This window comes from Gammaproteobacteria bacterium, assembly GCA_029862005.1.
Taxonomy (GTDB): domain Bacteria; phylum Pseudomonadota; class Gammaproteobacteria.
The window spans coordinates 93,740-118,770 of sequence record JAOTYD010000005.1; the positions used below are offsets into that span (position 1 = coordinate 93,740).

At 53.5% G+C, this 25,031-nt stretch carries 26 protein-coding genes; 11 read left to right on the forward strand and 15 right to left on the reverse strand.

Annotation, left to right across the window (positions count from 1 at the left end):
- Positions 1-21: 21 nt before the first annotated feature.
- From OES20_05355 to OES20_05365, 3 genes are read left to right on the forward strand one after another with little or no spacing between them, the layout of a single operon-like run.
- On the forward strand, positions 22-591 hold the full coding sequence (locus OES20_05355) for an HD domain-containing protein (protein MDH3634114.1): 570 nt from the start codon (positions 22-24) through the stop codon (positions 589-591).
- A gap of 1 nt (position 592) precedes the next feature.
- On the forward strand, positions 593-1,720 hold the full coding sequence (locus tag OES20_05360) for a gamma-butyrobetaine dioxygenase (protein MDH3634115.1): 1,128 nt from the start codon (positions 593-595) through the stop codon (positions 1,718-1,720).
- Positions 1,717-2,415: an HAD family hydrolase gene (locus tag OES20_05365; GenBank protein ID MDH3634116.1), complete on the forward strand. Its 699-nt coding sequence runs from the start codon at positions 1,717-1,719 to the stop codon at positions 2,413-2,415. Before OES20_05360 ends, OES20_05365 begins: the two co-directional genes overlap by 4 nt.
- Here OES20_05365 and sseA read toward each other — a convergent pair.
- Positions 2,412-3,266 carry a 3-mercaptopyruvate sulfurtransferase gene (sseA, locus tag OES20_05370; protein MDH3634117.1) on the reverse strand — a complete coding sequence of 285 codons (855 nt, stop codon included), beginning with the start codon at positions 3,264-3,266 and terminating at the stop codon, positions 2,412-2,414. The two genes, OES20_05365 and sseA, sit on opposite strands and share 4 nt — an antisense overlap.
- 92 nt (positions 3,267-3,358) lie before the next feature.
- Here sseA and OES20_05375 point away from each other — a divergent pair, with 92 nt between their 5' ends.
- The 3 genes from OES20_05375 (at position 3,359) to OES20_05385 (ending at position 5,882) form a co-directional block, all read left to right on the forward strand.
- Positions 3,359-4,231 (forward strand): DMT family transporter, encoded by an 873-nt coding sequence (locus tag OES20_05375; protein MDH3634118.1) that lies wholly within the window; start codon positions 3,359-3,361, stop codon positions 4,229-4,231.
- 52 nt (positions 4,232-4,283) lie between these two features.
- Positions 4,284-5,258 (forward strand): quinone oxidoreductase, encoded by a 975-nt coding sequence (locus tag OES20_05380; protein ID MDH3634119.1) that lies wholly within the window; start codon positions 4,284-4,286, stop codon positions 5,256-5,258.
- A 381-nt stretch (positions 5,259-5,639) separates the two neighbouring features.
- Positions 5,640-5,882 (forward strand): DUF1127 domain-containing protein, encoded by a 243-nt coding sequence (locus tag OES20_05385; GenBank protein MDH3634120.1) that lies wholly within the window; start codon positions 5,640-5,642, stop codon positions 5,880-5,882.
- A gap of 94 nt (positions 5,883-5,976) precedes the next feature.
- Here the strand turns inward: OES20_05385 and OES20_05390 are convergent, their stop codons facing one another.
- A complete protein-coding gene (locus OES20_05390; protein MDH3634121.1) occupies positions 5,977-6,738 on the reverse strand; it encodes an ABC transporter permease in 762 nt (253 codons plus the stop codon).
- A complete protein-coding gene (locus OES20_05395; GenBank protein ID MDH3634122.1) occupies positions 6,738-7,664 on the reverse strand; it encodes an ABC transporter ATP-binding protein in 927 nt (308 codons plus the stop codon). The genes OES20_05390 and OES20_05395 overlap by 1 nt, the downstream gene beginning before the upstream one ends.
- Positions 7,665-7,784: 120 nt before the next feature.
- On the opposite strand from OES20_05395, the gene OES20_05400 reads away from it, so the two are divergent.
- On the forward strand, positions 7,785-8,240 hold the full coding sequence (locus tag OES20_05400; GenBank protein MDH3634123.1) for a thioesterase family protein: 456 nt from the start codon (positions 7,785-7,787) through the stop codon (positions 8,238-8,240).
- Here the strand turns inward: OES20_05400 and OES20_05405 are convergent.
- From OES20_05405 to OES20_05415, 3 genes are all read right to left on the reverse strand, one after another.
- Positions 8,230-8,895 (reverse strand): ureidoglycolate lyase, encoded by a 666-nt coding sequence (locus OES20_05405; GenBank protein MDH3634124.1) that lies wholly within the window; start codon positions 8,893-8,895, stop codon positions 8,230-8,232. The two genes, OES20_05400 and OES20_05405, sit on opposite strands and share 11 nt — an antisense overlap.
- A 40-nt stretch (positions 8,896-8,935) precedes the next feature.
- Positions 8,936-9,640 carry an SDR family NAD(P)-dependent oxidoreductase gene (locus OES20_05410; protein MDH3634125.1) on the reverse strand — a complete coding sequence of 235 codons (705 nt, stop codon included), beginning with the start codon at positions 9,638-9,640 and terminating at the stop codon, positions 8,936-8,938.
- A 99-nt stretch (positions 9,641-9,739) separates the two neighbouring features.
- A complete protein-coding gene (locus OES20_05415; GenBank protein ID MDH3634126.1) occupies positions 9,740-10,249 on the reverse strand; it encodes an NUDIX domain-containing protein in 510 nt (169 codons plus the stop codon).
- A gap of 195 nt (positions 10,250-10,444) precedes the next feature.
- On the opposite strand from OES20_05415, the gene OES20_05420 reads away from it, so the two are divergent.
- A complete protein-coding gene (locus tag OES20_05420) occupies positions 10,445-11,023 on the forward strand; it encodes a LysE family translocator (protein MDH3634127.1) in 579 nt (192 codons plus the stop codon).
- Positions 11,024-11,032: 9 nt separating this feature from the next.
- On the opposite strand, the gene OES20_05425 is transcribed toward OES20_05420, so the two are convergent.
- The 5 genes from OES20_05425 to OES20_05445 form a co-directional block, all read right to left on the reverse strand.
- A complete protein-coding gene (locus OES20_05425; GenBank protein MDH3634128.1) occupies positions 11,033-11,533 on the reverse strand; it encodes a peroxiredoxin family protein in 501 nt (166 codons plus the stop codon).
- A 120-nt stretch (positions 11,534-11,653) separates the two neighbouring features.
- A complete protein-coding gene (locus OES20_05430; protein ID MDH3634129.1) occupies positions 11,654-12,139 on the reverse strand; it encodes a DsrE family protein in 486 nt (161 codons plus the stop codon).
- Between the two features lie 88 nt (positions 12,140-12,227).
- Positions 12,228-12,851, reverse strand: coding sequence for a response regulator (locus OES20_05435; protein ID MDH3634130.1), 624 nt, complete (start codon positions 12,849-12,851; stop codon positions 12,228-12,230).
- Positions 12,848-14,716, reverse strand: a complete 1,869-nt coding sequence (locus OES20_05440; GenBank protein MDH3634131.1) for a PhnD/SsuA/transferrin family substrate-binding protein — start codon at positions 14,714-14,716, stop codon at positions 12,848-12,850. Before OES20_05440 ends, OES20_05435 begins: the two co-directional genes overlap by 4 nt.
- Before the next feature lie 257 nt (positions 14,717-14,973).
- Complete coding sequence (locus OES20_05445) at positions 14,974-15,177, reverse strand: hypothetical protein (GenBank protein MDH3634132.1); 204 nt, start codon at positions 15,175-15,177, stop codon at positions 14,974-14,976.
- 188 nt (positions 15,178-15,365) lie between these two features.
- On the opposite strand from OES20_05445, the gene OES20_05450 reads away from it, so the two are divergent.
- Positions 15,366-18,563, forward strand: coding sequence for a tetratricopeptide repeat protein (locus OES20_05450; GenBank protein ID MDH3634133.1), 3,198 nt, complete (start codon positions 15,366-15,368; stop codon positions 18,561-18,563).
- On the opposite strand, the gene OES20_05455 is transcribed toward OES20_05450, so the two are convergent.
- From OES20_05455 to OES20_05470, 4 genes are all read right to left on the reverse strand, one after another.
- Positions 18,560-20,074, reverse strand: a complete 1,515-nt coding sequence (locus OES20_05455; GenBank protein ID MDH3634134.1) for a M81 family metallopeptidase — start codon at positions 20,072-20,074, stop codon at positions 18,560-18,562. The two genes, OES20_05450 and OES20_05455, sit on opposite strands and share 4 nt — an antisense overlap.
- Positions 20,075-20,131: 57 nt before the next feature.
- Positions 20,132-20,875: a glutathione peroxidase gene (locus OES20_05460; protein MDH3634135.1), complete on the reverse strand. Its 744-nt coding sequence runs from the start codon at positions 20,873-20,875 to the stop codon at positions 20,132-20,134.
- 106 nt (positions 20,876-20,981) lie between these two features.
- Positions 20,982-21,812, reverse strand: coding sequence for an amidohydrolase family protein (locus OES20_05465; GenBank protein MDH3634136.1), 831 nt, complete (start codon positions 21,810-21,812; stop codon positions 20,982-20,984).
- Positions 21,805-22,710, reverse strand: coding sequence for a DMT family transporter (locus OES20_05470; protein ID MDH3634137.1), 906 nt, complete (start codon positions 22,708-22,710; stop codon positions 21,805-21,807). The genes OES20_05465 and OES20_05470 overlap by 8 nt, the downstream gene beginning before the upstream one ends.
- 207 nt (positions 22,711-22,917) lie before the next feature.
- Here OES20_05470 and OES20_05475 point away from each other — a divergent pair, with 207 nt between their 5' ends.
- Both OES20_05475 and OES20_05480 read left to right on the forward strand, forming a co-directional pair.
- Complete coding sequence (locus OES20_05475) at positions 22,918-23,583, forward strand: response regulator transcription factor (protein ID MDH3634138.1); 666 nt, start codon at positions 22,918-22,920, stop codon at positions 23,581-23,583.
- 5 nt (positions 23,584-23,588) lie between these two features.
- On the forward strand, positions 23,589-25,031 hold the full coding sequence (locus OES20_05480) for an ATP-binding protein (GenBank protein MDH3634139.1): 1,443 nt from the start codon (positions 23,589-23,591) through the stop codon (positions 25,029-25,031).

Genomic DNA, 25,031 nt, shown 5'->3' on the forward strand with positions numbered 1-25,031 from the left:
TCTCGCCCATGGAGCAAGTCATTGGCTACCCCGGATCAAAAATATGTCCCGATCATCGACTTCATTCTGAATCTGTTTGCCCAGCGTGGCGCACAGGAGTACATGGGTGAGGCCGTCACGATGTCACAACACATGGAACAAAGCGCGGCCTGTGCAGTCGCCGATGATGCCCCGGACAGTCTCGTCGTCGCCGCACTGCTGCACGACATCGGACACTTTATCGGCGAACATCCGATAGAGGCCCTGGAAAACGGCATCGACAACAATCACGAGGAAGCCGGGGCAGACTATCTCAAGCCCTACTTCCCCCCGTCGGTGACAGAGCCCATACGTTTGCACGTGCCCGCCAAGCGCTATCTATGTGCAACCGATGCCGGGTACCTCGGTCAGCTTTCGGACGCCTCTGTCAATTCGCTCAAGGTCCAGGGTGGCCCGATGAGTCCTGCAGAGATTGAAACCTTTGAAGCCAATCCCTTCCACAAGGACGCGGTTCAGCTTCGACTGTACGATGACGATGGCAAGGTTGCCGGCCTGGAGATCAAGCCGGTGACCGAGTATCGCACGAGGCTCGAGTCGCTGTTATCAGGTTGAAATGAACCAGATCGAGTTATTTTCCTACAATGCCGACGAACTGACGATCGTCTGGGAGGATACCAGCGAGAGCCAGTTGCAGGCAATCTGGCTACGCGACCACTGTCAGATGCCAGATAGCCTCAATCCGGACAATGGCCAGCGCCTGCTGAATATAACCGATATACCGTGGGACCTTAAGATAGAGACGGTGACGCTGGAGGACAGGCATTTAATCGTGCATTTCGCGCCCGACGGTCACTGCTCGGAGTTCGACCTCGACTGGCTGTACGACAATTGTTACTGCCTGAATCGACAGAGTGATGATCGCAGCGAAGTGGGCAAAATTCTCTGGTCGGGTACATCATTCGAGCAGGGTTTACCGCGCTACTCCTTCGCCAACTTTTGCGAACAGCCCAAAAGCAGGCTCGCGGCACTGCAGATCGTCCGGGACTACGGGTTCGTGCTGCTTGACGGGGTGCCCTGCGAACCGGGCCAGCTGCTCAAGGTCATCGAACAGTTCGGCTACGTACGCGAGACCAATTACGGCCCTTATTTCGAGGTACGCACCAGGGTTGATCCTAGCAACCTTGCCTATACCAACCTGGGGCTCGGCTGCCATCTCGACAATCCCTACCGCGACCCGGTACCGGGCTTACAGTTACTGCACTGCCTCGAGTCTTCAACCGAGGGTGGCGAATCAATCCTCCAGGATGGTTTCATGGCGGCGAAAATTCTGCGTGAAGAGGACTCGGCTCATTTTGGCTTACTGAGTCAACACTGGGTCAGCTTTCGTTTTCGCGACAGTACTGCAGATCTGCAGGCCAGGGGACCGCTGATCGAGGTTAACGACCTCGACGAGGTCATCAAAGTGCGTTTTAACAACCGTTCGATCGATACCCTTCGGCTACCGCCTGCGGTCATGCGGCCGTTCTACCCGGCCTACCGTCACTTCGCCGAAATTCTCGAACGCGGGGAGCAACAAATTGTGTTCAAGCTTCAACCCGGTGAACTGATCCTGTTCGACAACACGCGTATCCTGCACGCACGCACAGCCTATTCAGCCGGTGGAACCCGGCATTTGCAGGGTGCCTACAGCGACCTCGATGGTCTCTATAGCAGCTTGCGCAAGCTCAAAGCAATTGCATGAAATACCGTGGGATTGTCTTCGACAAGGACGGTACGCTGCTCGATTTCAACCGGACCTGGCTCCCGGTTTATCGTTTCGCCGCCCGGGAATTCGCCGCAGGTGACGCTGTCCTCGAAGACCTGTTACTCACGCAACATGGCTTTCAACCTGAGCGCAATGGTTTCGTCGGCGGCAGCCTGCTGGCGGCGGGTAATAATCGACAGATTGCTGGCGCCTGGGCCGATCAGATCAATAAACCCGACCAGGTGGAACATATCAGCTCCCGGCTGCACGAAATCTTTCATCACCAGGGAGCACTGCATGCGACCCCCGTTAAACATCTTGCCAACACGCTGCGGGAATTAAAGCAATCCGGCAAAAAACTCGGCGTGGCCACTGCCGATAGCCACCAGGGCATTATCAATACGCTGAAATCCTTCGACGTACTGCACGAATTCGACTTTCTCGCCGGCTACGACAGCGGTCACGGCGTCAAGCCCGAGGCGGGCATGGTGGTTAGTTTTTGCGAGCAACTTGCGCTTGATGTCGAAACCGTCGTGGTTGTCGGCGACAATCTCCACGATATCGAGATGGGCAGAAACGCGAACGTCGGTCTTTGCATCGGCGTACTCACGGGCACCAGTACGCGTGACGAGCTTGAGTCCATCGCCGATATCGTTCTCGACGACATCAGCGCGCTACCGGACGCGATCTAGTCAGTAACCACCGGCAATTCGCCGGGTAATCCCCATTCACACCACGAACCATCGTATATGGCGAGGTTCTGAAGACCTATATAGTGGGCGGCAAACGCGATTACGCAGGCAGTAACGCCAGACCCACAGGTATAAATGGTCCGGCGACTGCCTGCTATCAGCGGGGATATTATTTCTTCAAGCTCCGGTTTCGACTTTAACAGTCCGTGTTTAAACACATCCGCAAACGGAAGATTTACCGCTCCCGGCATGTGCCCGCGACGTAAACCCGGGCGCGGTTCTTCGGCGGCTCCACTAAAACGAGGTTCGGGACGCGCATCCAGCACGCACATCGAAGCATCATCGAGCGCGTTCAAGACCTCTGCCGTGTCAGCAATAAATTCGGGGTTCATGTGGGCAACAAAATTACCAGCCTCGTATTCCGGAACAACGGTCGTACTCTCGATCGGATACTCGGCCTGGTCCCAGGCAACCAGTCCACCATCCAGCAAGGCCACGTTTTCGCAACCCATCGCGCGCAGCATCCACCATCCGCGCGGACTTGAAAACATGCCCATCGTGTCGTAAACAACAACCACGCTGTCCTGGTTTAGCCCCAGTGCCTGCAGCTCGCGGGTAAAAATCGCTTCATTCGGCATCATGTGAGGCAGATCGGAATCGGGCGCGCAGATTTTTTGATCGAAATCGAAAAATCTTGCCCCGCGAATATGTTTCTGTTGCCACTCCTTGAAACCATCGCGTCTGGTCGCCGGCATGTGCCAGCTGGCGTCAAAAACAATTAATTCTGCCGCGTCGAGATGCTGTCTCAACCAGTCAACGCTAACCAAGGAATCGGGTAGTTTCAATGCCATAATCAAGTTATCTATTAACCCTAATCGCACGCAACATATCCAATTGCTCGGCAACTGGCAAGCCACAAACTCTGCCGCTATAGTGAGGCGCTATGTTCGATCTCTCCAAGCGCAACAGCGGCGTACTTTTCGCGCTGCTCACCGCCTGCGGTCTGGGCGCAATCACCACGCTCGCCAAAATCTTTTATGCCGATGGCGGCAATGCATTGACGTTGATGTTGATGCGAGCCCTGGCATCGACCCTGGTTTTCGGCCTGCTTATCCTGATCAGGCAAGACAGGTTCAGGGTAGATCCTGGGCTACGCAAATCTTTGATCGCGCTCGGAATTTTCTGGTCCGGCGGGATGATTTGCTACCTGGTCGCGGTTGAGACCATCTCGGTCAGCATCGCAGTACTCATTTTTTACTTCTACCCCTTATTGGTGTTGGCCTACTCGATTGCCAGTCGCCAACTCGTGGCATCGGTGCCGCTGATCACCCTGTTTTTGGGCGCATTCCTGGGTCTATACCTGGCTTTATCCGGTGGCGAAATCAGTGTTGACGTGAATGGCATTCTGTTTGCCATCTTGGCCAGCTGCGGTGCGGCCTTCACTTTTATCTGTGGTGCGCGGGTCGCGCCCGCCACGTCCCCCCTGCTGATGACCTTCTGGATTAACACGATCGGTCTGATCCTGATCATACCACTGGTGGCGGGTAGGCTCGTTCTGCCCGATTCACGGCAGGCATTGATCGCGCTTGCCACGGCTACCCTGTTGTACCTGATTGCGATCCTTAGCCAGTTCCAGGCACTGGCACGTTTACCGGCTGCGCGTGCCGCATTCCTGCTTAACCTCGAGCCAGTGGTATCAATAGTGCTGGCTTACCTCGTGCTGAGCGAAACCCTCAGCATTCTGCAAGCCTGCGGCGCGGTCCTGGTGCTTTCGACAATTATCCTTTCGCTGCGATATAAACCTGCCCCGACTTGAACCGCCGGCTAGATTCAGGCAATGTCACATTAATTTCAGCGGAGATTCCGATATGAGCAAAGCAATTACAATTCACCAGACCGGCGGCCCGGAAGTGCTAACCTGGGAAGACGTCGAAGTCGGCGCTCCCGGCCAGGGCCAGGTGCGCCTACGGCAATCGGCTTGTGGCTTGAATTATATCGATGTTTATGGCCGCAGTGGCATGTACCCGGTTGGCGATCTGCCCGCCGTAATCGGTATGGAGGCCTCGGGTGTCGTTGAATCGGTGGGAGAAGGCGTCGATGGCTTCGCCATCGGGGACCGGGTCGCTTATCCAATGACCCTCGGGGCCTATGCCGAGGCTCGCCTGATCGATACCGACAAGCTGGTCAGAATTCCGGATTCGATCAGCGACGAAACCGCTGCCGCGATGATGCTCAAAGGATTGACCGCGCATTACCTGCTGTTCAGAACCTACCCGGTACAGGCCGGGGACAGCATACTCGTATACGCGGCCGCCGGCGGCGTCGGCCAGATACTGTGTCAATGGGCGAATCGACTGGGCGCCAACGTCATCGGTTGCGTTGGATCGGAAGAAAAGGCTCAACTCGCACGCGATCATGGTTGTCACCATACCATTCTTTATCGCGAGGAAGACATTCCGTCACGGGTTCGGGAAATCACGGCAGGTGTGGGGGTTGCAGCAGCATATGACTCAATCGGTAAAGCCACCTTCGACGCATCGTTGGATTCGTTGCGCCCCTTCGGCGTGCTCGCGACTTATGGCAACGCGAGCGGCCCAGTCGATCCTTTCAGCCCACAGATTCTTGCCAGCAAGGGCTCGCTCTACGTAACCCGACCCACGCTGGCAACGCATATCTCGAACCGCGCCCTGCTCGAAGAAGGCGCCCAGCGCCTGTTTGACGCGGTCGAGAGCGGTCAGGTCAAGATCAGCATCAATCAAACCCTGGCCCTGGCCGACTGTGCCGAAGCACATCGTCAGCTCGAAGCTCGTGAAACCACCGGTTCTACCATACTAAAAATATAGACAAAAACTGTTCGACCAGTACAGTTTATAGAATAACTGACAGTCTCGCCCAAACGGCCACAAAGGCTGCCTGAATCGAGCTTTATCAGATCCCGATGAATGCACATTTTTTGATGCTTATTTATTTATAAATCAGTTGCTTATAAGCATATTTTAAGAAATCTTCAAAACCGTCAATATAGCGTCGTGATAGACCCCACAGTTTGCCTGTGAACTAGTTCATAGGTCGTCAATTGGGCAATTATTGTTATGGTAAACTGTTATGTACACTTTTCAATTAAACTGAATCTGTTACTACTTGCGCTGCTATCTATAATACCCCTCATTGATTAACAGCACTGCGGGGCATGTGCCCCTCAGTCTTATTAAAGGAGCAACACCATGAACACAAAAGCAAAGCAATTCCACCTGATCGACGATATGGACATCTCCGCATTGACTTTCGCCGCCATTGAGCGTGTCGAAGCATTCGGAGTCACAGTAGGCAAACTGGTTCAGACCTGGATACGTCGTTCCCAGGAACGTCGCATGCTGTTGCAGATGGGTCCGCACATGCTGGACGATATCGGCCTGACTCCTGGTGACGTTGCTAACGAAGCTGCTAAATTCTTCTGGCAGAAATAGAAAGTTATCCCGGTGTGGGTCACAAGACCCACACCGGTTGTTTTATACGGGCTCACTGTATATTGAATCCAAACCCTCCCGTCTAAAGCGGAACTCACTGTTTCAGCCGATACCCGGTTTTAAACATCCACCATACTAAAATCAGGCAAGCCACCAGGAACAGGCTGATCATGGCCAGGCTTACCGCTACACTGACGTCTGCGACTTCAAAGAAACTCCAGCGAAACCCGCTGATCAGGTACAGCACCGGGTTGAAAAGCGTAACCGTTTGCCATACCGGTGGCAGCATACTGACCGAGTAAAAACTCCCCCCGAGAAACACCAGTGGCGTGATGACCAGCATCGGGATCAGCTGCAACTTTTCAAAATTAGTAGCCCACAGCCCGATAATGAAGCCAAACAACGCGAAAGAAATGCAGGTCAGCACCAGGAACAGCACCATCACGAACGGATGGGCAATGTTCAGGTCCACAAACAGATTCGCGGTAATCAAAATAATCGTTCCGAGTATCAACGATTTACTCGCCGCTGCCCCGACATAACCCACTACAATTTCAACAAAGGATATGGGGGCGGACATGACCTCGTAGATCGTACCGTTAAATTTCGGGAAAAAGATGCCAAACGATGCGTTAGAAATACTTTGCGTCAGCAGCGACAGCATTACCAGTCCCGGGACAATAAAGACACCATAAGATACGCCGTCTATTTCTTCGATTCGCGAGCCGATCGCAGCGCCGAATACCACGAAGTAAAGCGAGGTAGATATCACCGGTGAAGCAATGGTTTGCAACAACGTGTGCCAGGCTCGCAACATTTCGTACTTGTAAATTACCTTGATCGCCTGGAGATTGATCATCGCGAATTCACCAATCTGACAAATATTTCCTCCAGTGAGCTCTCGCTTGTTTGCAAATCCTTTAACGATATTCCGACCTCGTTCAGGCTCTGCAACAAGGCAGTTATTCCGGTTCTTTCCACGTCGGGATCGTAGGTATAGGTCAATTGACTCCCATCTTCCGAAGGCTCCAGGTTATAGGCCCCGAGCGCATCGGGAACCCGATCGATCGACTGCTTGAGTTCGATCAGCAGAGTTTTCTTACCCAGTTTTTGCATCAGGCATTGCTTGTCGTCAACCAGAAGCAGTTTTCCATCATTGATGATGCCAACTCGGTCGGCAATCTCCTCTGCCTCTTCGATATAGTGCGTGGTTAATATGATCGTAACGCCGGAATCGTTCAAGCTTCGTACCATTTTCCACATATCCTTGCGCAACTCGACATCGACACCGGCGGTGGGTTCGTCAAGAAACAGGATACGCGGTTCATGTGACAAAGCCTTGGCAATCAAAACGCGACGCTTCATACCACCCGAAAGTTCTCGCAGCTCGCTGTTCTTTTTGTCCCACAGTGACAGGTCCTTGAGCAATTGCTCGAGGTAGGCAGGATCAGGTTTTTTGCCAAACAGGCCCCGGCTAAAATTGACCGTATTCCAGACCGTATCAAAGGCGCCCAGGGTCAGTTCCTGTGGAACCAGGCCGATCAGGTCGCGAGTAACCCGATAATCGGTGACTATATCGTGGCCCGCTACAGTTACCGAACCTGTACTCGGCGAGACAATGCCACAGATGATCGAAATCAGCGTGGTCTTGCCGGCTCCGTTAGGGCCCAGCAAAGCCAGAATTTCACCTTCATTGATTTCGAGATCAACCGCACTCAGCGCCTGGTGCCCACTTTGATATACCTTGGACAGGGCTTTAATATTGACTATGGAATTTTGCATCGCGCGATTCTACTATCAGATCCCGATCATGAATATCAGAATATACAGGCACCGGTAGACCTGCTTTCAACACGGCTTTGAAAAATCTATACTGCGGTGCAAGACGACCAGGGAACGCTAATGAAGACATTCAGGTTTCACTCAGAGCCGGTGCAGGACAGCTGGCTCGACCACTACGGGCACCTCAACGAAGCCTATTACCTGGTTCCGTTCAGCAATACAACCTGGATTATGCAGGATCATTTCGGCATCGGCACAGACTATTTCGACACGACCGGCTGCGCGATATATACCGTCGAAACTCATTTGCGTTATTTGAGCGACGTTCGCGCTGGCTCGACGCTGGATATTGAAACCCTGATGCTTGGCAGCGATGCCAAGAAAATCTGGTTTGCCCATCAAATGCTGGTCAATGACGAACTCTGTGCCACCGCGGAATTCATGACCCTGCATTTCAACACGCGTGAAGACCGCACTATGGAGATGCCCGAAGCGATCCAGGCAGAGTTGAAGGCGGCCGAAGTTGGGACGCTACCCGACTGGGTTGGTCGCCAGATAAGCCTGGTCAAGAAATAGCAGGCTGCAGCGGCACGTTTAGAAAAACCCCGAATTCCTGGGCGATGTTACAGCTCACGCGCGCATGCACCCTGCCCTGGCGATCGCGAAACGACTGTCCGCGTGTCGACGCAAATACGCCGTCGTGCCAGATACCCGGGTGTATGTACAAACCCCGGCTGCCGTCGCACCACAGGGCGACAATATCCTCGAGCGCAAGATCGTCTCCCGGCATTGCCAACGGCACGACAAAGGGTTGGTTGTCCAGGGGGTAGAACAACTGTCCCCCGTCGGGATGGTAATTCATGTGCCACAGTATTACCCGCTTCGGGTCCTGCTCGGTATCTTCGCTGGCAGTTTCCGGGTTGGTCGACCAACCGAGAATGTAGTCGCCGTTAACCGCGTCGTTTTTCGCGCGTAATACTTGCCCATGCCATTCGCTATGGAAGATGCCTTCAACGGTACCGGCCTCGTCGCCGGTACCGGCATCCACCGGTCGCCAGCCCTGGGCCGGCCATTGCACGATTTCGATATCGAAGTTATCCGGATCGTCAACCAGGCAACCAAATCCCTTGACCGATTCATCGTCAGCCACGACAAGTGGCACATCGTACCAGGGTAATTGTCCCGGGACATCGGGAGACAGGTAATCGATCGGTTCAGCTACTTGATTCATGGCTAAGATTTCCTTCAAATCCGCAAGCGAAAACGTACTTTTAAAAATTCTCGACCCAGGGACGCAGATCGAGTTCATGCGTCCACGCACTTCGGTGCTGGTTCAATACCGCTATGTAGGTTTGCGCGATCGCATCGGGTTCGAGCTCGGCATCGTTCTCATTACTGCCAGCATCGGCGTCCGTCAAATCCCGTCCCGGGGCCGCGATGCCGCCATCGATAATGAAATGGGCTACGTGAATATTCTCCGGACCCAGTTCGCGCGCCAGGCTTTGCGCCAGGCCGCGCAGCGCAAACTTGCCCATCGCAAAGGGCGCAAAATTAGGAAAACCCTTGATGCTCGCGGTCGCACCGGTAAAGAACAGCGCGCCACCACCAAGTTGCTTCATGCCGATAGCTGCCTGTTGCGCAACCAGGAAAGCGCCATAGGCGGTCTGCATTAGCGAATCCAGTACCAGTTCTGGATCGAGGTTTGTAATGGGCCCCGCGGTATAGGCGCTCGCGTTGTAGAGCACAACATCGGGCGTGCCCACCGCCTGCTGCATCGAATCAAATAACTCCCGCACCGAGTCGACCGATGTCGCGTCACAGGTGATGGCATGCGCACCGATCTTTGCACACAGTGCATCGAGCTTGGCGATATTTCGCGCTGCCAGCCCGACCTTGTAATCCTCAGCTGCCAGCGCGCGCGCGAACGCCGCACTGTTGCCACTGCCAGCACCAACGATTAAAGCAATTTTTGACATTTCACCACCCCTTGATCCATAGTTGCCGAGGCCTCATTAAAACGCCCGCACACCGATTTGTATAGCCTAATTTGCATGCGACCCGTTCACGGCGATCCTTTAACGCAATGCTCGATATTCCGTCCATATCAGGCAGACTGATGCGGTAAGGTCCGGATCTTCGCTTGCAACCCGCTGATCCATTGCAGACTCGCTGATCCAGTTGCCATCGTCAATCTCTTCCGGGTGCAGCACCATCGGTCCATCGTGTTGGTAACGATAGACCATGCAGTGCTCGTAGCCGGTGAGTTCCGAAGCCTGCAATTTGAACAATGATTCAAGCGGCCGCCCGACCTTTATTCCCAACTCCTCTTCGATCTCTCGTCGCGCGCAGTCGTCGTAACTCTCACCACTGTCGACATGCCCCGCGGCCGAAGAATCCCACTTGCCCGGTTGCTCGTCCTTGCTCAGCGAACGTTTCTGCAGAAACAGTTCCCCGGCACTGTTAAAAACCAGGATGTGCACCGCGCGGTGCATCAGGCACTCGGCGTGAATTTCGCCGCGGGTCTTGACGGCGATGATATTGTCGTTTTCATCGACGACATCGAGCAGTTCATGGCTGACGGACACGATTTTTCTCCAGGGGCTCCAGGTATCGCGAAGTCTATCCCGAATGATCGGAAAATCGAATTGCCTTTACCCGGGCAATGGTGAATCATTCAGCATGATCGCGCACATTCATGTCGCGGAATAACACCAGGCAAAGTCTGATTTCAGGAGAAACGCATCGAGCCGGAACTATTTGTTTCGTTTGTGATATTCGGGGTGATTGCGGCCGTCACGCCCGGGCCCAACAACGTGATGCTAACCACGACGGGGCTTAATTTCGGCGTGCGTCGCGGTGTGCCGCATTTACTCGGCATCTGCATCGGTTTTCCGGTCATGCTGGCGCTGATCGGACTGGGCTTCGGAACCCTGTTCCAGCTTTACCCGATTCTGCATGAACTGATTAGGATGGTGGGTATCGTTTACCTGCTTTACCTGGCCTGGAAAATTGCAACCACCCGCACGGCTGGCGGTGAAATCAGCCAGTCAAAGCCGATTAACTTCTGGCAGGCAGCCGCGTTCCAATGGGTCAATCCGAAGGCCTGGATCATGGGTAGCAGTGCGCTTGCCGCCTATACCACGCTGGATGACAACTATTTCATCCAGGTACTGATAATCTGCCTGACTTTCCTGTTGATCACGATACCCTGTGCGGGCGTCTGGCTGGTGTTCGGTGCCGGGTTGCAACGCTTTCTGAAAGATCCCGGTCACCTGCGGATTTTTAATATCATCATGGCGCTGTTGCTGATCGCTTCGATCCTGCCAGTGGTCTGGGAGATGGCAGCCGGAAATCCGTAAGACTCAATTCTAGTTGCTTGTGCTCGCGGCTATGAATGCCTCGACGACGCCCGTCTCTACCGCACCGGCCTGCTTGGCCTTCAATTCTCCATCAGGTCCGAAAATCAGGAAACTGGGTGTGCCGATCCATTGGCTGCCGGTAGTAATCTGATAATAGGCCGTTACTACCTCAGGCTCCGCAATCAGGTTTACGAAATTCAGCTGGTGACGGGTCACAAAATCAACCGCGGCTTGCTGCCGCTCGGCTCCATCGAGGGTAACACCGAGCACCGTGGCATTTTTGTCTGCATGTTTTTGGTGGAACCGCTGATAATCATCCACTTCACGCTCGCAGATCTCGCAATCATGCGCCCATATCATGACGATCAGCCACTTGCCTTGCTGGCTATGGTTCTCGATGGTTTCAAAAGCACCGGATTTCAGGTTCTGAAACAGCGGTGAACTGGATAAGGCAGGCGTAGCAAACACCAGCAACAGGAGAATTGATAAAATCGAGCTTGATTTGGTCATCTTCAAGGTCAGACAAGCGAATTTTAAGCTAATCGCTTAAATGTCTATGAGATAACTGCCGGTGCGCAGATTTCACTGTTCACCGGCAGATAGATTACATTGCTCCTACAGGGTAGATCGCTAGGGTTTGATATATGAGTATCCCATCGCCTGCAGCTTGGCCACTTCGGCAACGCCACTGGGAACGATATCTTCACTCGAAACGTCGTAGAGGTCGGTTTCATAGTCGACCTTGCGACCGCGTACCGTGTTGGCACAGACGTGAAAGTCGACGCCCTGTCCTTTCAAATCAGTTACCTTTGCGGTCATTTTTTCGTCGGCATTGGCGTTCTTGAATTTTTTCAGCTTGTCCAGTGCTTCAGGCTCGAGCAGCAATGCCAACCCATTGCCATGCAGTACAACCTTGAGATCGAGATTTTCGGCGCCGACCGCGTTGATATGGTTTTGAATGTTGCGCAATGCGCCTGCTTGCTGCTTCGGATTATCGTAGTTGATGTGATAAACAACTTTTTGCTTGCCATAGCCTTCTGCGGCTATCGCCTGCCCTGCTACCCAGTAGCTTGAAACCAGCAGCGTCGCTATCACCAGTTTTGTAATCGCTTTCATACTTTTCCTCCTCGCACGTTAGAATGCTTCTAAGCTTATGCCAACCACCTAATAATTATAATCAGGGAATTCCCCTATGCCACTAAGTTCAAAGTTTATCCTTTAATATCAGGCAGATACGGACCAGTTCGGAAAGCGACCTGGCCGCGGTCTTTTCCATAACCCGGGCGCGGTGAATTTCCACGGTCTTTTCGGAGATTCCTAGCTGAGCCGCCACGGCCTTGTTAGTATTGCCTTCGACCACCAGGCACATGACTTCACGCTCACGCTCGGTGAGATTTTCCAGCGCGTTAGCCGCCCTGGTTTTTTCAATCTCTGCATCACTGATTTCGCGACCCAGCTCGAGCGCGGTTTTGACGCAGGCCAGCAATTCCTCGTCGGCATAAGGTTTTTCCAGGAAATCATAAGCCCCCTGTTTCATGGCCCTGATAGCGACCGGGACATCGGCATGGCCGGTCAACACGATAACGGGCATCAGGTTATGCCTGGCATTGAGTTCTTCCTGGAGCTGCAGTCCGCTTTTTCCGGGCATGCGAATATCGACCATAATGCAGCCGTTGCAGTCGCTGCTCCAGAATTCGAGAAACGCCTGGGCCGATGCGAAAGCCTGTGACGCGATACCCTCGGTGCCGAGCAACCAACACAGGGATTCGCGTGCGGATGGGTCGTCATCGACCACATAGACCACCTCGTTTTGATCTTCCGCTGTCATGTTATCGGCAGTGTGAAGCGGAAGGTCGGACGTTGCGCCTCGTCGACCAGGTATTCGATCGTACCGCCATGCGCTTCGACGATCGAGCGACTGATCGAAAGCCCCATACCCATGCCTTCGGACTTGGTTGTAAAAAACGGATCAAACAGATGTTCTATCACGTCTGCGGGCAATCCCTCGCCGTTATCGCTTACCGCCACGGCCACGGCCCCCGAACCGGTGCTGACGACGTCTATCCCGATTTCCCTTGCCGGCTGATCGACAGCGCCAACGGCGTCGACAGCGTTAACCAGCAAGTTAACGACGACCTGCTCGATCTGCACCCGGTCAGCGACAATATCGATAACATCATCGGCGCAGTTAAACCTGACCTCGATGCCGTACTGATCCAGGCGGGGGTGCAGCAGCTCAACCGCGGAATCGATGCAGTTGCGCAGATTAAAGTGCTCGTGCTTGTGCTCGCCGCGTTTAATGAACTCGCGCAGGCCTTTAATAATGTCGGCGGCCCGGCGTGCATCGTTACCGATGTTGACGATGGCCTCGTGCAACTCGGTATCGCCATTACCCCGCTTTTGCAGCAAGCGCAGGCTGCCGTTGCTGTAGTTCAGAATTGCTGTCAGCGGCTGGTTGAGTTCATGCGCAATTCCGGTAGCCATCTCGCCCATGGTGTTGAATCGGGAGATATGCGCCAGCTGGGCCTGGTTTTCCTGGGCCAGCCGATTGATTTCGGCCAGCTCCGCCGTACGTTCAGCGACCCTAGCTTCGAGTTCGTCCTTATGTTTTGCCAGCAGTTCCTGGGCCTGCCTGCGCTGATTGGCTTCCGCGCGGAACTTCAGTTCGGACTGGGAGATGCGCCGATTGGCGCGGCCGATCAGAGCCAGCATCACCATTAACAGCAACATCATTGCCAGGCTGAATATGATCCAGCCCTTGTACTCCCGCCAGACCAGGGTGAGACTCGGTTTACCCAGGTAGGCATAGGGGGCGATTTCGAGCTGACGAAACAGTTCGTGCACCGGGCCGTAATCGAGCGGAATGGTCCAGCCCGCGGCGAAGGCACTGGCGGCGGCAGCGTTATCCGGTTGCAGCTGCAGCAGCGCGATCGCGACGCGTTGCGCGAGCTTTTCGGGCGTTTTGCGTGCCTTGGCGAATGGCCACTCGGGATAAAGCCGGGTACTGTGCAGAAACGGGAAAGTGTCGCTATCCCTTGCACCGAGCACCTTGATACTGTCGATATCGATCAGCCCTTCGACAGCCATACGCTCTAGCGTACCGCTACGCACGGTGCCGGCGTCGACCCTGCTTGCGATCACCGAGTAAACGATTTCGTCCTGTGGAAACCCGATAAACCTGAGACGCTCGAGATCCGCAAACGGATCGACCCCGACCTCGATCATTTCGCGCCAGGCCATCTGGAATCCGCCAAATGCGTTCCGGCTAACTGCCATCATGGTATGGTCCGCCAAATCCTCGATTCGGTTCAGTTCCGGGTGATCGCGACGAGTGAAGATTACCGCACCGAACTGGGTGAAATCCTGGCCCAGGTGACGCACTTTCAGGGTAGCCAGACGAGATATGCCGAACGCATTCTCGAGTACCACGTAATTGCCGGTGTTGGTCAGCACAAAATCAAGCTTGTCCTGTTCGACATGAGAGCGCATGCCTTCGAGGCTCAATGGGACTATCTTGAACTGATATTCGGCCATGCTCGAACTCAGATATTCGGCAGTCGGAAACCAGCGCTCGAGTGCATCCTGCTCGCCGCGAAACGCAAGCACGCCAATTGTCAGTTCCGCCTGTGCGAACGTGGCAATCGGCCAGGCGCTCCCGGCAAACAGACATACCAGACCGAGACAAGCTGCCAATCGACGAGTCCTGAAGGCAGCGATTATTCGTCTTGAGAATTGGATCCAGCCACCCCCTTTGCCTTAGTGGGTTTTTACTCAAACTGACCAAACAATGGACAGGCCTCAACATCTTCGTATCGAAAACAACAACTTCAAACAGTCAGAAACATACGATACATGCTTAGCTTTAAAATTGGCAAACCTATCCAGCAAAAAAAAAGAGGCGTCAGGAAACTTTTCGGAAAGTTTCCTGCCGCCTCTTTTTTATCTGTTATTCAGAGTTTCGCGAACTGGCGCAACAAGATGTTAAACAGGTTACCCCGGGAATCCGGCTTCGTGGCAGCACGTCGCGTTGCCTGCAATTCATCAGTGTCATGTCGTGAAGGGCTGAACATTGGATCACTGATCAGGCTTTCCAGACCCTCGGCAAACATAACGGCGGGATTGTTGGTATGGATGTTGTTTTTTACTTTTCTCATTTCGGGTGCCTCGTTGCGTGTTTGTGGTTTCGACAGTTGCCATTCTCGTCAGGCATCGTTAAATCCCTTGCCGAATCGCGTTAAATAACCCAAAATAATCATTAAATAATCATTAAATTTTATAACTAACTGATTTTAAACGTATTTTAATCAATTAATATTCTGAAATTCGCTTCCGGGGAAGCCTGATGTCGAAGTTGGAACTCATATTGCTGGGCCAATTCGAATGTTTGCTGCCATCAGGCACGCGAATTTCGTTGTCGATGCGCAAGGCCGAAGTCCTGTTGGCCTATCTCGCCCTGACCCCCGGATTACGTCACCCGCGCGAACGCCTGATCAACCTGCTGTGGAGCGATCGCAGCGAAGAACAGGCGCGCAACTCGCTGCGCCAATGCCTGAGTACGATCAGAAAATCGCTTGGCGACGTGGCCGACATGGTGCTGCAGGTCGATCGCACCACGGTCAGCCTGATACCCGAATTGATCGATATCGACGTGCACGAGTTCGAACGTCTCGCCGGTGAGGGTGACTACGAATCCCTGATCACCGCGGCCGGTCTCTACCAGGGGGAGTTTCTCGAGGGCATATCAATCCGCGATGCGTCATGCCAGGAATGGCTCGCCAGCGAACGTGGCCGCTTCAAGCGCCAGTTTATCGAGATCCTGTCGGAGCTGGCCCAAACCCAACTGCTCAGCCACGATTTCGGTAACGCAATCAAATCCACCGAGCGCCTGGTCAAGCAGGACCCGCTCGGCGAATTAGGCTGGCGTTTACTGATGCGCAGTTACTACGAACATGGCGATCGCAATCACGCACTGATGGCGTTCCGTCGCTGCAGCGACACCTTGCGCAAGGAACTGAATGTTGAACCCGAGATTGCGACGGTTGAATTGCGCGATCAGATCGCCGGCGGAGAGGCCAGTGCAGCACCCGTGCCAGTCCCGAAACCACCGGTTGATTCAACCGCGTCAACCGAACACAGTATCGCGGTGCTGCCATTCGACAACCTGTCGGGAGACCCGGAACAGGAATACTTCAGCGACGGCATTACCGATAGCATCATCCTGAACCTGTCGCTTTTCCCTGGGCTCAATGTCAAATCACGAAATTCGAGCTTCGCCTTCAAACAACAAATCAAGAGCCTCGGCGAAATATCGCAAGAGCTCGGGGTCGATTACATCGTCGAGGGAAACATTCGCAAGTCATTAGAACGGATTCGCATCACAGTGCAGTTAATCGAAGCCGCTTCCGGCAACCAGGTCTGGGGTAAGCGTTACGATGCCGAAATCGATAACCTGTTCGATCTCGAAGAAGAGTTGAGCCGCAGCATCGCCGCCACGGTCACCGGCCAGATCGAGTCTGACCTACAACGAATCGCCATCGGCAAAAGCGCGGCGGGACAACAGGCCTACGACCTGTTGCTAAGCGGCATCTTTCACTGCAACAAATTTAACCGGCAGGACATGGCCATCGCGATCGATAAGCTGAACCAGTGCCTGGCAATTGATCCGGATAACATTCGCGCACACGCAACCCTGTGTTTCTGCTACGCAATGACCTGGATGGAACGCTGGGTCGAGGATTACGAACCCTGCTTCGATCTGGCTGGTGTACATGCTCGCAAGGCTCACACGATGGCTCCGGAGCTGGGATACGTACAGCTGGCTTACGCCGAATATCTGACGGTTTCACGGGAATACGATGAAGCTGAGCACCAAATCGAAAAGACCCTGAAAAATAATCCCAACGACGCCAATGCCCTGGCGCAAAAATCATTTAATCAGATAATGCAGGGCGACTTCGAAAATGCATTGAAAACCGCCGAACTAGGATATGAACTCGATCCTTATCAGCCCTGGATCAAGTGGAATATTGCTGAGTCATTATATCACTGTGGGCACTACAGCGATGCACTCGACATAATTACAAAACTTGGTAATGCGCCCGGTTTCATCACAATTTATACAGTAACGGCTAATGTAAAACTGGGTCGAATGGAGCAGGCTCGCAAGGCACTACGGCTATTTCTGCGAAACTGCCGCGAGTCGATGTTGACGTTACCACAAGATAGCGATGACTGGATGCGCTACACCATGAATAACGCCCCATTTAGGGATTCCGAAATCAACCAGGGCATCATTGATTGCCTGCTTGCGGCTGGGCTCGAGGAGGAATTATCGACGCTGGCCGCACCAGGTGTCGGCAATGATTTACCCTCGATCGCGGTACTGCCGTTCGAAAATATGAGTGGCGATCCGGAACAAGAACATTTCGCCGACGGTATCACCGCCGACATTATCTCGACACTGTCGAAGTTTCCACACCTGCGCACCATCTCGCGATATTCAACGCTGCAATACAGAACTGACAAGCCTTCGATTGCCAGGATCTCGAAAGAACAAAATGCGCGCTACTTGCTCGAAGGCAGCGTGCGCAAAAACGGTAATCGCATTCGTGTCAGCGCCGAACTCATTGATGCCACCGATGAGAAAATCTGCTGGAGCGAACGTTACGATCGCGATCTAGATGATCTTTTCGCGGTACAGGATGAATTAACCAGGCAAATCGCACTTGCTATGAAAGTGCATCTCGACGATGGCGAAAAGGCGGTACACCGCTCCAAAGGTGCTACCAGTATCAAGGCATGGGAATTGGTTATGACGGCGGCCGATATGCAGGATACGCATATCCGCCAACATATCCTCGATGGACGCGCGATGGCCGAGCAGGCTATCGCGCTGGATCCGAACTATGCCTATGCCTGGGTGACTTTGGGCTGGTCATACTGGCAGGAAGCTTACAATGGCTGGAGTGATCAAATCGACCAACCGATCGAACAGGCGGATAAGGCTAACCGGCAGGCAATGAGTCTGGATCCGAACTACGGCGAAACCTGGAGTCTGTCCGGCATGATCCATCAAATGAAACATGAGGCGGCCGAATCGATCGAGGCCTGTCGCAAGGCCGTCGAACTCGAGCCCGGCAGTGCCGAGGTACACGCGCTGACAGCGTGGGCTTACATCGTCAACGGGGAATATGAGCAGGCACGCCAGTACGATCACAACATGCGCATGTTGTGTCCGATCAGGCCCGCATGGTACTACCTGGTCAGTGGTGGAATCGAGCAGCGTAGCGGTAATCTCGAAAAAGCCATCGAGATTTATCAGCAGTCCATCGAAGTCGAACCTGACTCCCCACTAAGCCGCTTCTATCTAATCGATGCCGTGATGGAAATCGGCGACGAGGCAGGCGCTCGAAAACTCGCCGATGAAATTCGGGCACTCGACAATTCGGTGAACGGCAGAGGTTTGGTGCACACGTTCTCGTACGATGAGAGTCAGCGCCAGCGTTTTCACGACAACCTCGCAAAATTCGACCTGGTTTAACCACCGTGCACGGGCACCAGTGGTTCGAGTCGAACGCCCCCACGCAGGTTTTGATATTTCATGTCAGTGAGCTTGCAATAATTCGCGCCGGGTGACAGCACCACCAGGGTTTCGGCGGCAATTGGATCAAAGTCGGCACGAAAATGTACCGTGCTCTTGACCGCGACGATTTTCTGTTCGGTCGGTTCGATACCCAGATGACGAATCATCGCCAAGTCGAGGCACTGCGCACGCGCACTGCCGACGACAACGCGTACCTCGGAGTTATCATCAATAATCCGCAACAACGCCATGTTGCCCAGTTCAGCCATTGAATTGAGGTTCATTACGCCAGTGAAATCAAATCGCCCATCGCCGAGTGCTTCGACAGCGAATTGCCCGCGATAAGGTTCCACACCTGCGAAACCACTCTTGGCCCCAAGCTCAACCTCGAGTACCGCGCCGACACCCGCCGCATGGGCCATATTCGAGACTTCGGGATCATATAGCATCGCCAGCACCGCCTGTTGCGCACCATGGCGCACCAACGCCGCAAGCAGTCCCGTCGTGTCCGAAGTGCCACCGGCACCCGGATTGTCCTGTGCGTCAGCGAGCACCACCGGCTTGTCCGAATCATTGTCCATAGCGCGCAGCACCGCATCATCCGCTGAAAACGTTTCAAAGGTAAAATCCGCCTCTGCATCGAGCACCTGCTGATATAACTGGTCTGCGGTTGCTTCGACCGTATCTTCATCGACACCATAGGCGACCACCGCGGCACCACATTCGGCAATATCCGCCGGTGGAAACCCGGTCGCAAAATCAACGTCACTCATCCCCGTCCTCAGACTCATCGCATCGAGCGCACCGTAGAGCGAACGGCAGGGCTCGAAGTCCGTGCATTGCGAGGTGAGCGGGAACAGGAAGGGAATTTTGCGCATGGCCTTGTGCAGTCTATGCCCGGCAAGTAAAAACTCGAGCAATTCGAAAGCGCGAGCACCGGTGGCGGCCATATCGAGATGCGGGTAGGTTCGATAAATGGTCATCGCATCACTGTGTTCCACCATGCCTTCGGTGACATTCGCATGCAGGTCGAGACTGATCACGACTGGAATTGCAGGGCCGACGATTTCACGCACGCGGCGCAGCAATTCGCCCTCCCCGTCCTGGTAATGCTGCGTGACCATCGCCCCATGTAAATCTAGGTAAACCGCTTCCAATGACCTGCCCGTGCGCAACCCCGAGCAGATTATATCCGCGACCCGTTCAAACGCGTCGCGCGTGACGTAACTGCTGGGTTCGGCCGCACACCAGCACAGAGGTAGCAGTCGATGCCCCGCCTGCTGTGCTGTTTCGATAAAACCGGAAAGCGGGATGTTGAGCCCTGCCATGGCTTCGATCAACGGCTCGCCGACGGCCAGACCTGGCCAGCTGTCGGCGCGCTCAAAATTCTCGAAAGGCGCCAGGTGCGGGGCGAAGGTGTTGGTTTCGTGTTGAAAGCCACCAACAGCAATGAGCTTGTGATCAGACATGGGAACCCTGTAACCGAAATCGGTAACAGGGTAATGTTTTCAGCGTAAATATAAAGTCTAAGCTGCTTTGGCGTTAGCAAGATAGGTTTCCAACGCTTCTGAACCACCTATCCGCTCTCCATTGATAAACACTTGCGGTACCATCGAACGTCCAGACACCGCACGAATCGTAGATTCGGTAAAATCCCGGTTGAGCACCAGTTCGTCGAACTCGATCCCGCTGTCACGCAACAATTCCTTGGCCTTGGCGCAGAAAGGACAGCCCTCGCGACTGAAAACGGTCACGTCGAGCGGCAGCTCTGCTTGCGGGGCAATGTAGTGCAGCATGGTTTCGGCATCGGAAACCTCGAACGGATCACCCGGCAGGTCCGGCTCGATGAACATCTTTTCGATGATACCGTTCCTGACCAGCATCGAGTAACGCCAGGAGCGCTCACCGAATCCAAGATCATCCTTAGCGACCAACATACCCATACCGCGAGTGAAATCGCCGTTACCATCCGGGATAAAGGTGATTCGGTCGGCATGTTGTTCCTGCTGCCACCGGTTCATGACAAAAGCGTCATTGACCGAAATACAGACGACGTCATCGACACCCTGCTGCTTCAGCGCCGGCGTTAACTGGTTGTAACGCGGCACGTGCGACGAGGAACAGGTCGGGGTAAACGCGCCCGGCAATGCGAACACGACCACGGTCCTGTTGTTGAACAATTCATCGCTACTGATATCGACCCATTCATGTCCCTGGCGGGTCTTGAAGATCACCTGCGGGACTTTTTGACCTTCGAAATTCTGTAACATAACTTTAGCTCCTGTGTGACTGTTGAATCAGAACAGGTACGAGTATGCGGAGATACTATTGATTTGTATATTTAATTGATTTTATTATTTTAATATATTATATCTATCATTTAGTTGCGCTACGAGATAGCAACACTTCGGCATTGCGAAATGCTATGTTTTCGGCGATTTCTCGCGGCAGGTCTTGCAGCCAGCCGCGCGACCAGTCCGCATATTCACCCACGTAAAACCAGCGCTCCGGTGTGTAGGTATCGGTACCGAGTAAAAAACGGGTTGGAAACTGCTTAAACATCTCACGCCACTCGTCTTCGACTGTTCCCCGAAATGCGAATTCTTCTCGAAACGACAGATCGGCCCACAGGTTGGGATACTGTTGCAGCGTGTTAGCGATCACCTCGGGCGATTCGAATCCTGCATGCGCCCACAGCACCAGCGCATCCGGATTGGATTTAAAGATCCGATGCACTGCATCTACATCGACATGCGCATGCAGGAATAAATTGTACTGCTTTGCCAGCGCGATCACGTGCTGCAACACAGGCAAATCGATTTGCTCGCCGTTGGCGTGAAACTCGCCGATCCCGGCATAAAAATAAGTTGCCAGCCTGTCGGACAACATCGATTTTACCGATTCGTCATGCATCCAGCTCGAGAGCTCACCGCGCTTACGATAGGGTCGTAACACCGGCACAACCAGTTCGGGGGCAAGGCGGTATAATTTTTGTGTTCCTTCATCGCTGGAACTGGACACCAGCGCTTTTTTCAAGCCCGCTGTTTTCATAATTTCAATGGCCCTTTCCGGTGATAGCACATCCCAGGCATCGTGGCTGTAATGAATGTGCGCATCGACCAGCGGTATTTCTTCGGCTCCGGTCGGCAGACTTAATGCCAACAGTATTATGGCGTTAAAGAATTTCAAACAAGGCTTTTCAAGCACGCCCATTCTCCTCCCTTGTTTTACGTTCCCCGATCAGGTAAAGCGAGGTAACCAGCAGCAACGCGCTGATCCACATTAGCGGGCTCGGGCGCTCTGCGAAGATCAGCATTCCCCACATCACACCACTGATCACCATGAAGTAATTCGCGTGCGATGTATAAATCGGCCCTTTGAGCCGAATCAGTTCAAAATAGATATAAATATCGATCAGCGCAATCGTCGCCATGAACAGAATTGCGCTATGCCCCTGGTTCCAGGATTGCACGTCCTGCCACTGCCAATGAAACATTGAAAAAGCGACCATTAGCACGCTCGCGTATATCGCTTCACCACAGGCTACCTGGTAGGAATCAGAACCCGAAGGCCAGCAGCGCGCAGTAAAATTGTGGTGAATTGCATAACTGATCGGCACCGTCGTGGCCAGCAACAACCAGTACCAGGCAACGGCTTCGTTGATGTGGGTATCCGGCAACAGGATCGCAAAAATTGCAACCGCCCCAACCAGAACACCGACCACCCTTGGCATATTGATAGTGTCGGTTTTCATTATCCAGGCAATTAACAACGTAGCCAACGGCGAGATACTGACGATCAGGGTTAAAACACTGGCAGGCATGTGGGCAATCACCAATAGCTCGGCAATCATCGGCAACAGGTAACCGGTTAACGCGCAAACCAGGTAGAAGAGGTGATGCCTGGCGCTAAACTCGGGTTTGCGGCGACGCAGCAGTGCAATCGTGATCATCCCGGCGCCGACACCCAGGGTTGTCAGGGTAATAATCCCGATATAGGAGATTCCGGACAGCGCCGCGACCTTCAGCATGGAAAAGTACAAGCCCCAACTGCTGCCGAGGAACACCAGGTAGATAATCGGGCGTAGTTCTATCGTCGAGAGCATGGAGACGGGGTCATAGCGGCGCAGCGAGCAAGCCTAACGTAGTTCGAATTCGTTTGATACCCGTCACAGTTTCCAGAAGCAATGGTAATCTTCAGCTTAATTTCAGTTTGTTTTTCTAGGCTAGCTATTATTAGGGAAATGCTGCCCTCGGCAGATTACTTTGGTATGACGGGGAGGAGTATACTTAGACGGAGTTATAAAACGATCATGAAATTATTACTGGTAGAAGACTCGGAACGTTTGCAGCGCTCGCTCTCCACGGGACTTAAAAAGCATGGCTTCGCCGTGGACCAGGCCTTCGATGGTGAACAGGCGTTATCCTATATCGCGGTCAATCAATACGACTCCATCATCCTCGACCTGATGTTGCCCAAAATCGATGGTTTAACCGTACTCACCAAGCTGCGCAGTGACGGTAAAGACTGTCATGTGTTGATCCTGTCGGCCAACGACCAGACCGAAGACCGCGTGCGCGGTCTCGATCTTGGTGCGGACGATTACCTGGTGAAGCCATTCGCATTCGACGAGCTGGTGTCGCGCCTGCGTGCGTTGAATCGGCATCGTTCAGGTGTCAAGAATCCGGTGATCGAAATCGACGGCGTCAAGGTTGATTCGGTGACACGGCAGGTGCTGTTCGACGACAAAGAAATCGCGCTAACCCCGCATGAATACCAATTGCTTGAATTCCTGGCTCGTCGCAGAGGACGGGTGTTTTCGCATGACCAGCTGATCGATCAACTTTACGATGCGAGCAGCTATGTCACCCGCAATGCCGTTGAAGCACACGTCAGCGCATTGCGTAAGCGTCTAAGAATCGCGGGTGCTCCTAAACTGGTTCAAACCCGCCGCGGTTTTGGATACCTGATCAAGTAGCGTTCATGTATTCGATTCGCAACAAGCTCAATTTTACCATCATGGCCAGCATGATCGTGGTGTTGTCTGTAACCGCAGCGTTTCTCTACCTGCGCGTTGCAAGCCACGTCGAAGCGGTTTTTGATGGTGCCGTGCTTAACAAGGCCCACTCGCTAATTTCGTTGACCGAACTTGACGAGGAGGGACTCGAGTTCGATTTTGCCGAGGAAGGCGTGATGCTGGAATTTCAGCAAGGCGAAAACCTGGAGTACTACCAGCTATGGGAACAGGGAATTGATTTGCTGATTAAATCGCCATCACTGGAGGAAGCCGATCTGCCCCGCCTGTCAACCGTGCTCGGTCAACATCAGTTTGCGGATTTGCCATTACCCGATGGCCGTGCTGGCCGCTTGATCGAGATTAATTTCATGCCGCGCGTCGAGATCGAGGATGACCCGGATGATGAGGATTACGGGGCTGAAATCCCCCCGGCAAAACCGGTCACGATGGTATTTGCGCGCGAGCGCGAGTCACTGGACGATACGCTCTTTGTCATCGGCAGCACGATCTTCGGAGTAATATTGATCGTGCTTATGATCGTGGGACTGCTGGTCTGGCGACTGGTCGGCAGTGGCTTGTCACCGCTGTCGAACCTGGCAAAACAGGTCAGCGAGATCGATGAATCGAAACTCGACACCAGGCTTATCCACGAAGGCGATCAAAGTACCGAAATTGCACCGATCGAAAATCAGCTGAATCACCTGCTTGAACGTTTGCAGTCGGCGTTCGAGCGCGAAAAACGGTTTTCGTCTAACGCCGCACATGAATTGCGGACCCCGCTGGCCGAGCTGAAGACCCTGGCCGAAGTTGCCAAAATGGTGCCGGACGATCCGGAGCAGGTGACTTCATTTTTTAACGATGTCGGCGAAATTTCCGGGCAAATGGAAAAAGTGGTTACGACTTTGCTCGAGCTGGCTCGCTCCGAGGCGGGTCTGTTGCGGGTTGATCCTGAAGATATCGAGCTGTCGCGTTACTGCGATGAAATATGGCAACACACAGTCAATGGCGGCGCCGGCAACAGGTCACTGGTCAAACATATGCCCGAAGACCTGGTTATCAATACCGACCGCGATAAACTCGGCATGATACTGAGTAACCTGTTTGGCAACGCGGTCAGTTATAGCCCGGACAATGCCGAAATTGAAATTGCGGCAGAAATCCGCAACAACAATATCGTTCTCGAGGTTAAGAATGCTTCAACCGATTTAAAACCCGAGGATATCGTGCATATGAAAGATCGCTTCTGGCGCAAGCATAAAATACAGGGAGAAAACGGTCATTCGGGACTGGGGCTCACCCTGGTCGAAGCGCTCGCCAAAATCATGAAACTGGAGGTTAGCCTGCGACTCGACAACCAGCACACCTTTATGGTTACGATTTCGGGATTACACCCCGCGCTACAAAAGTAA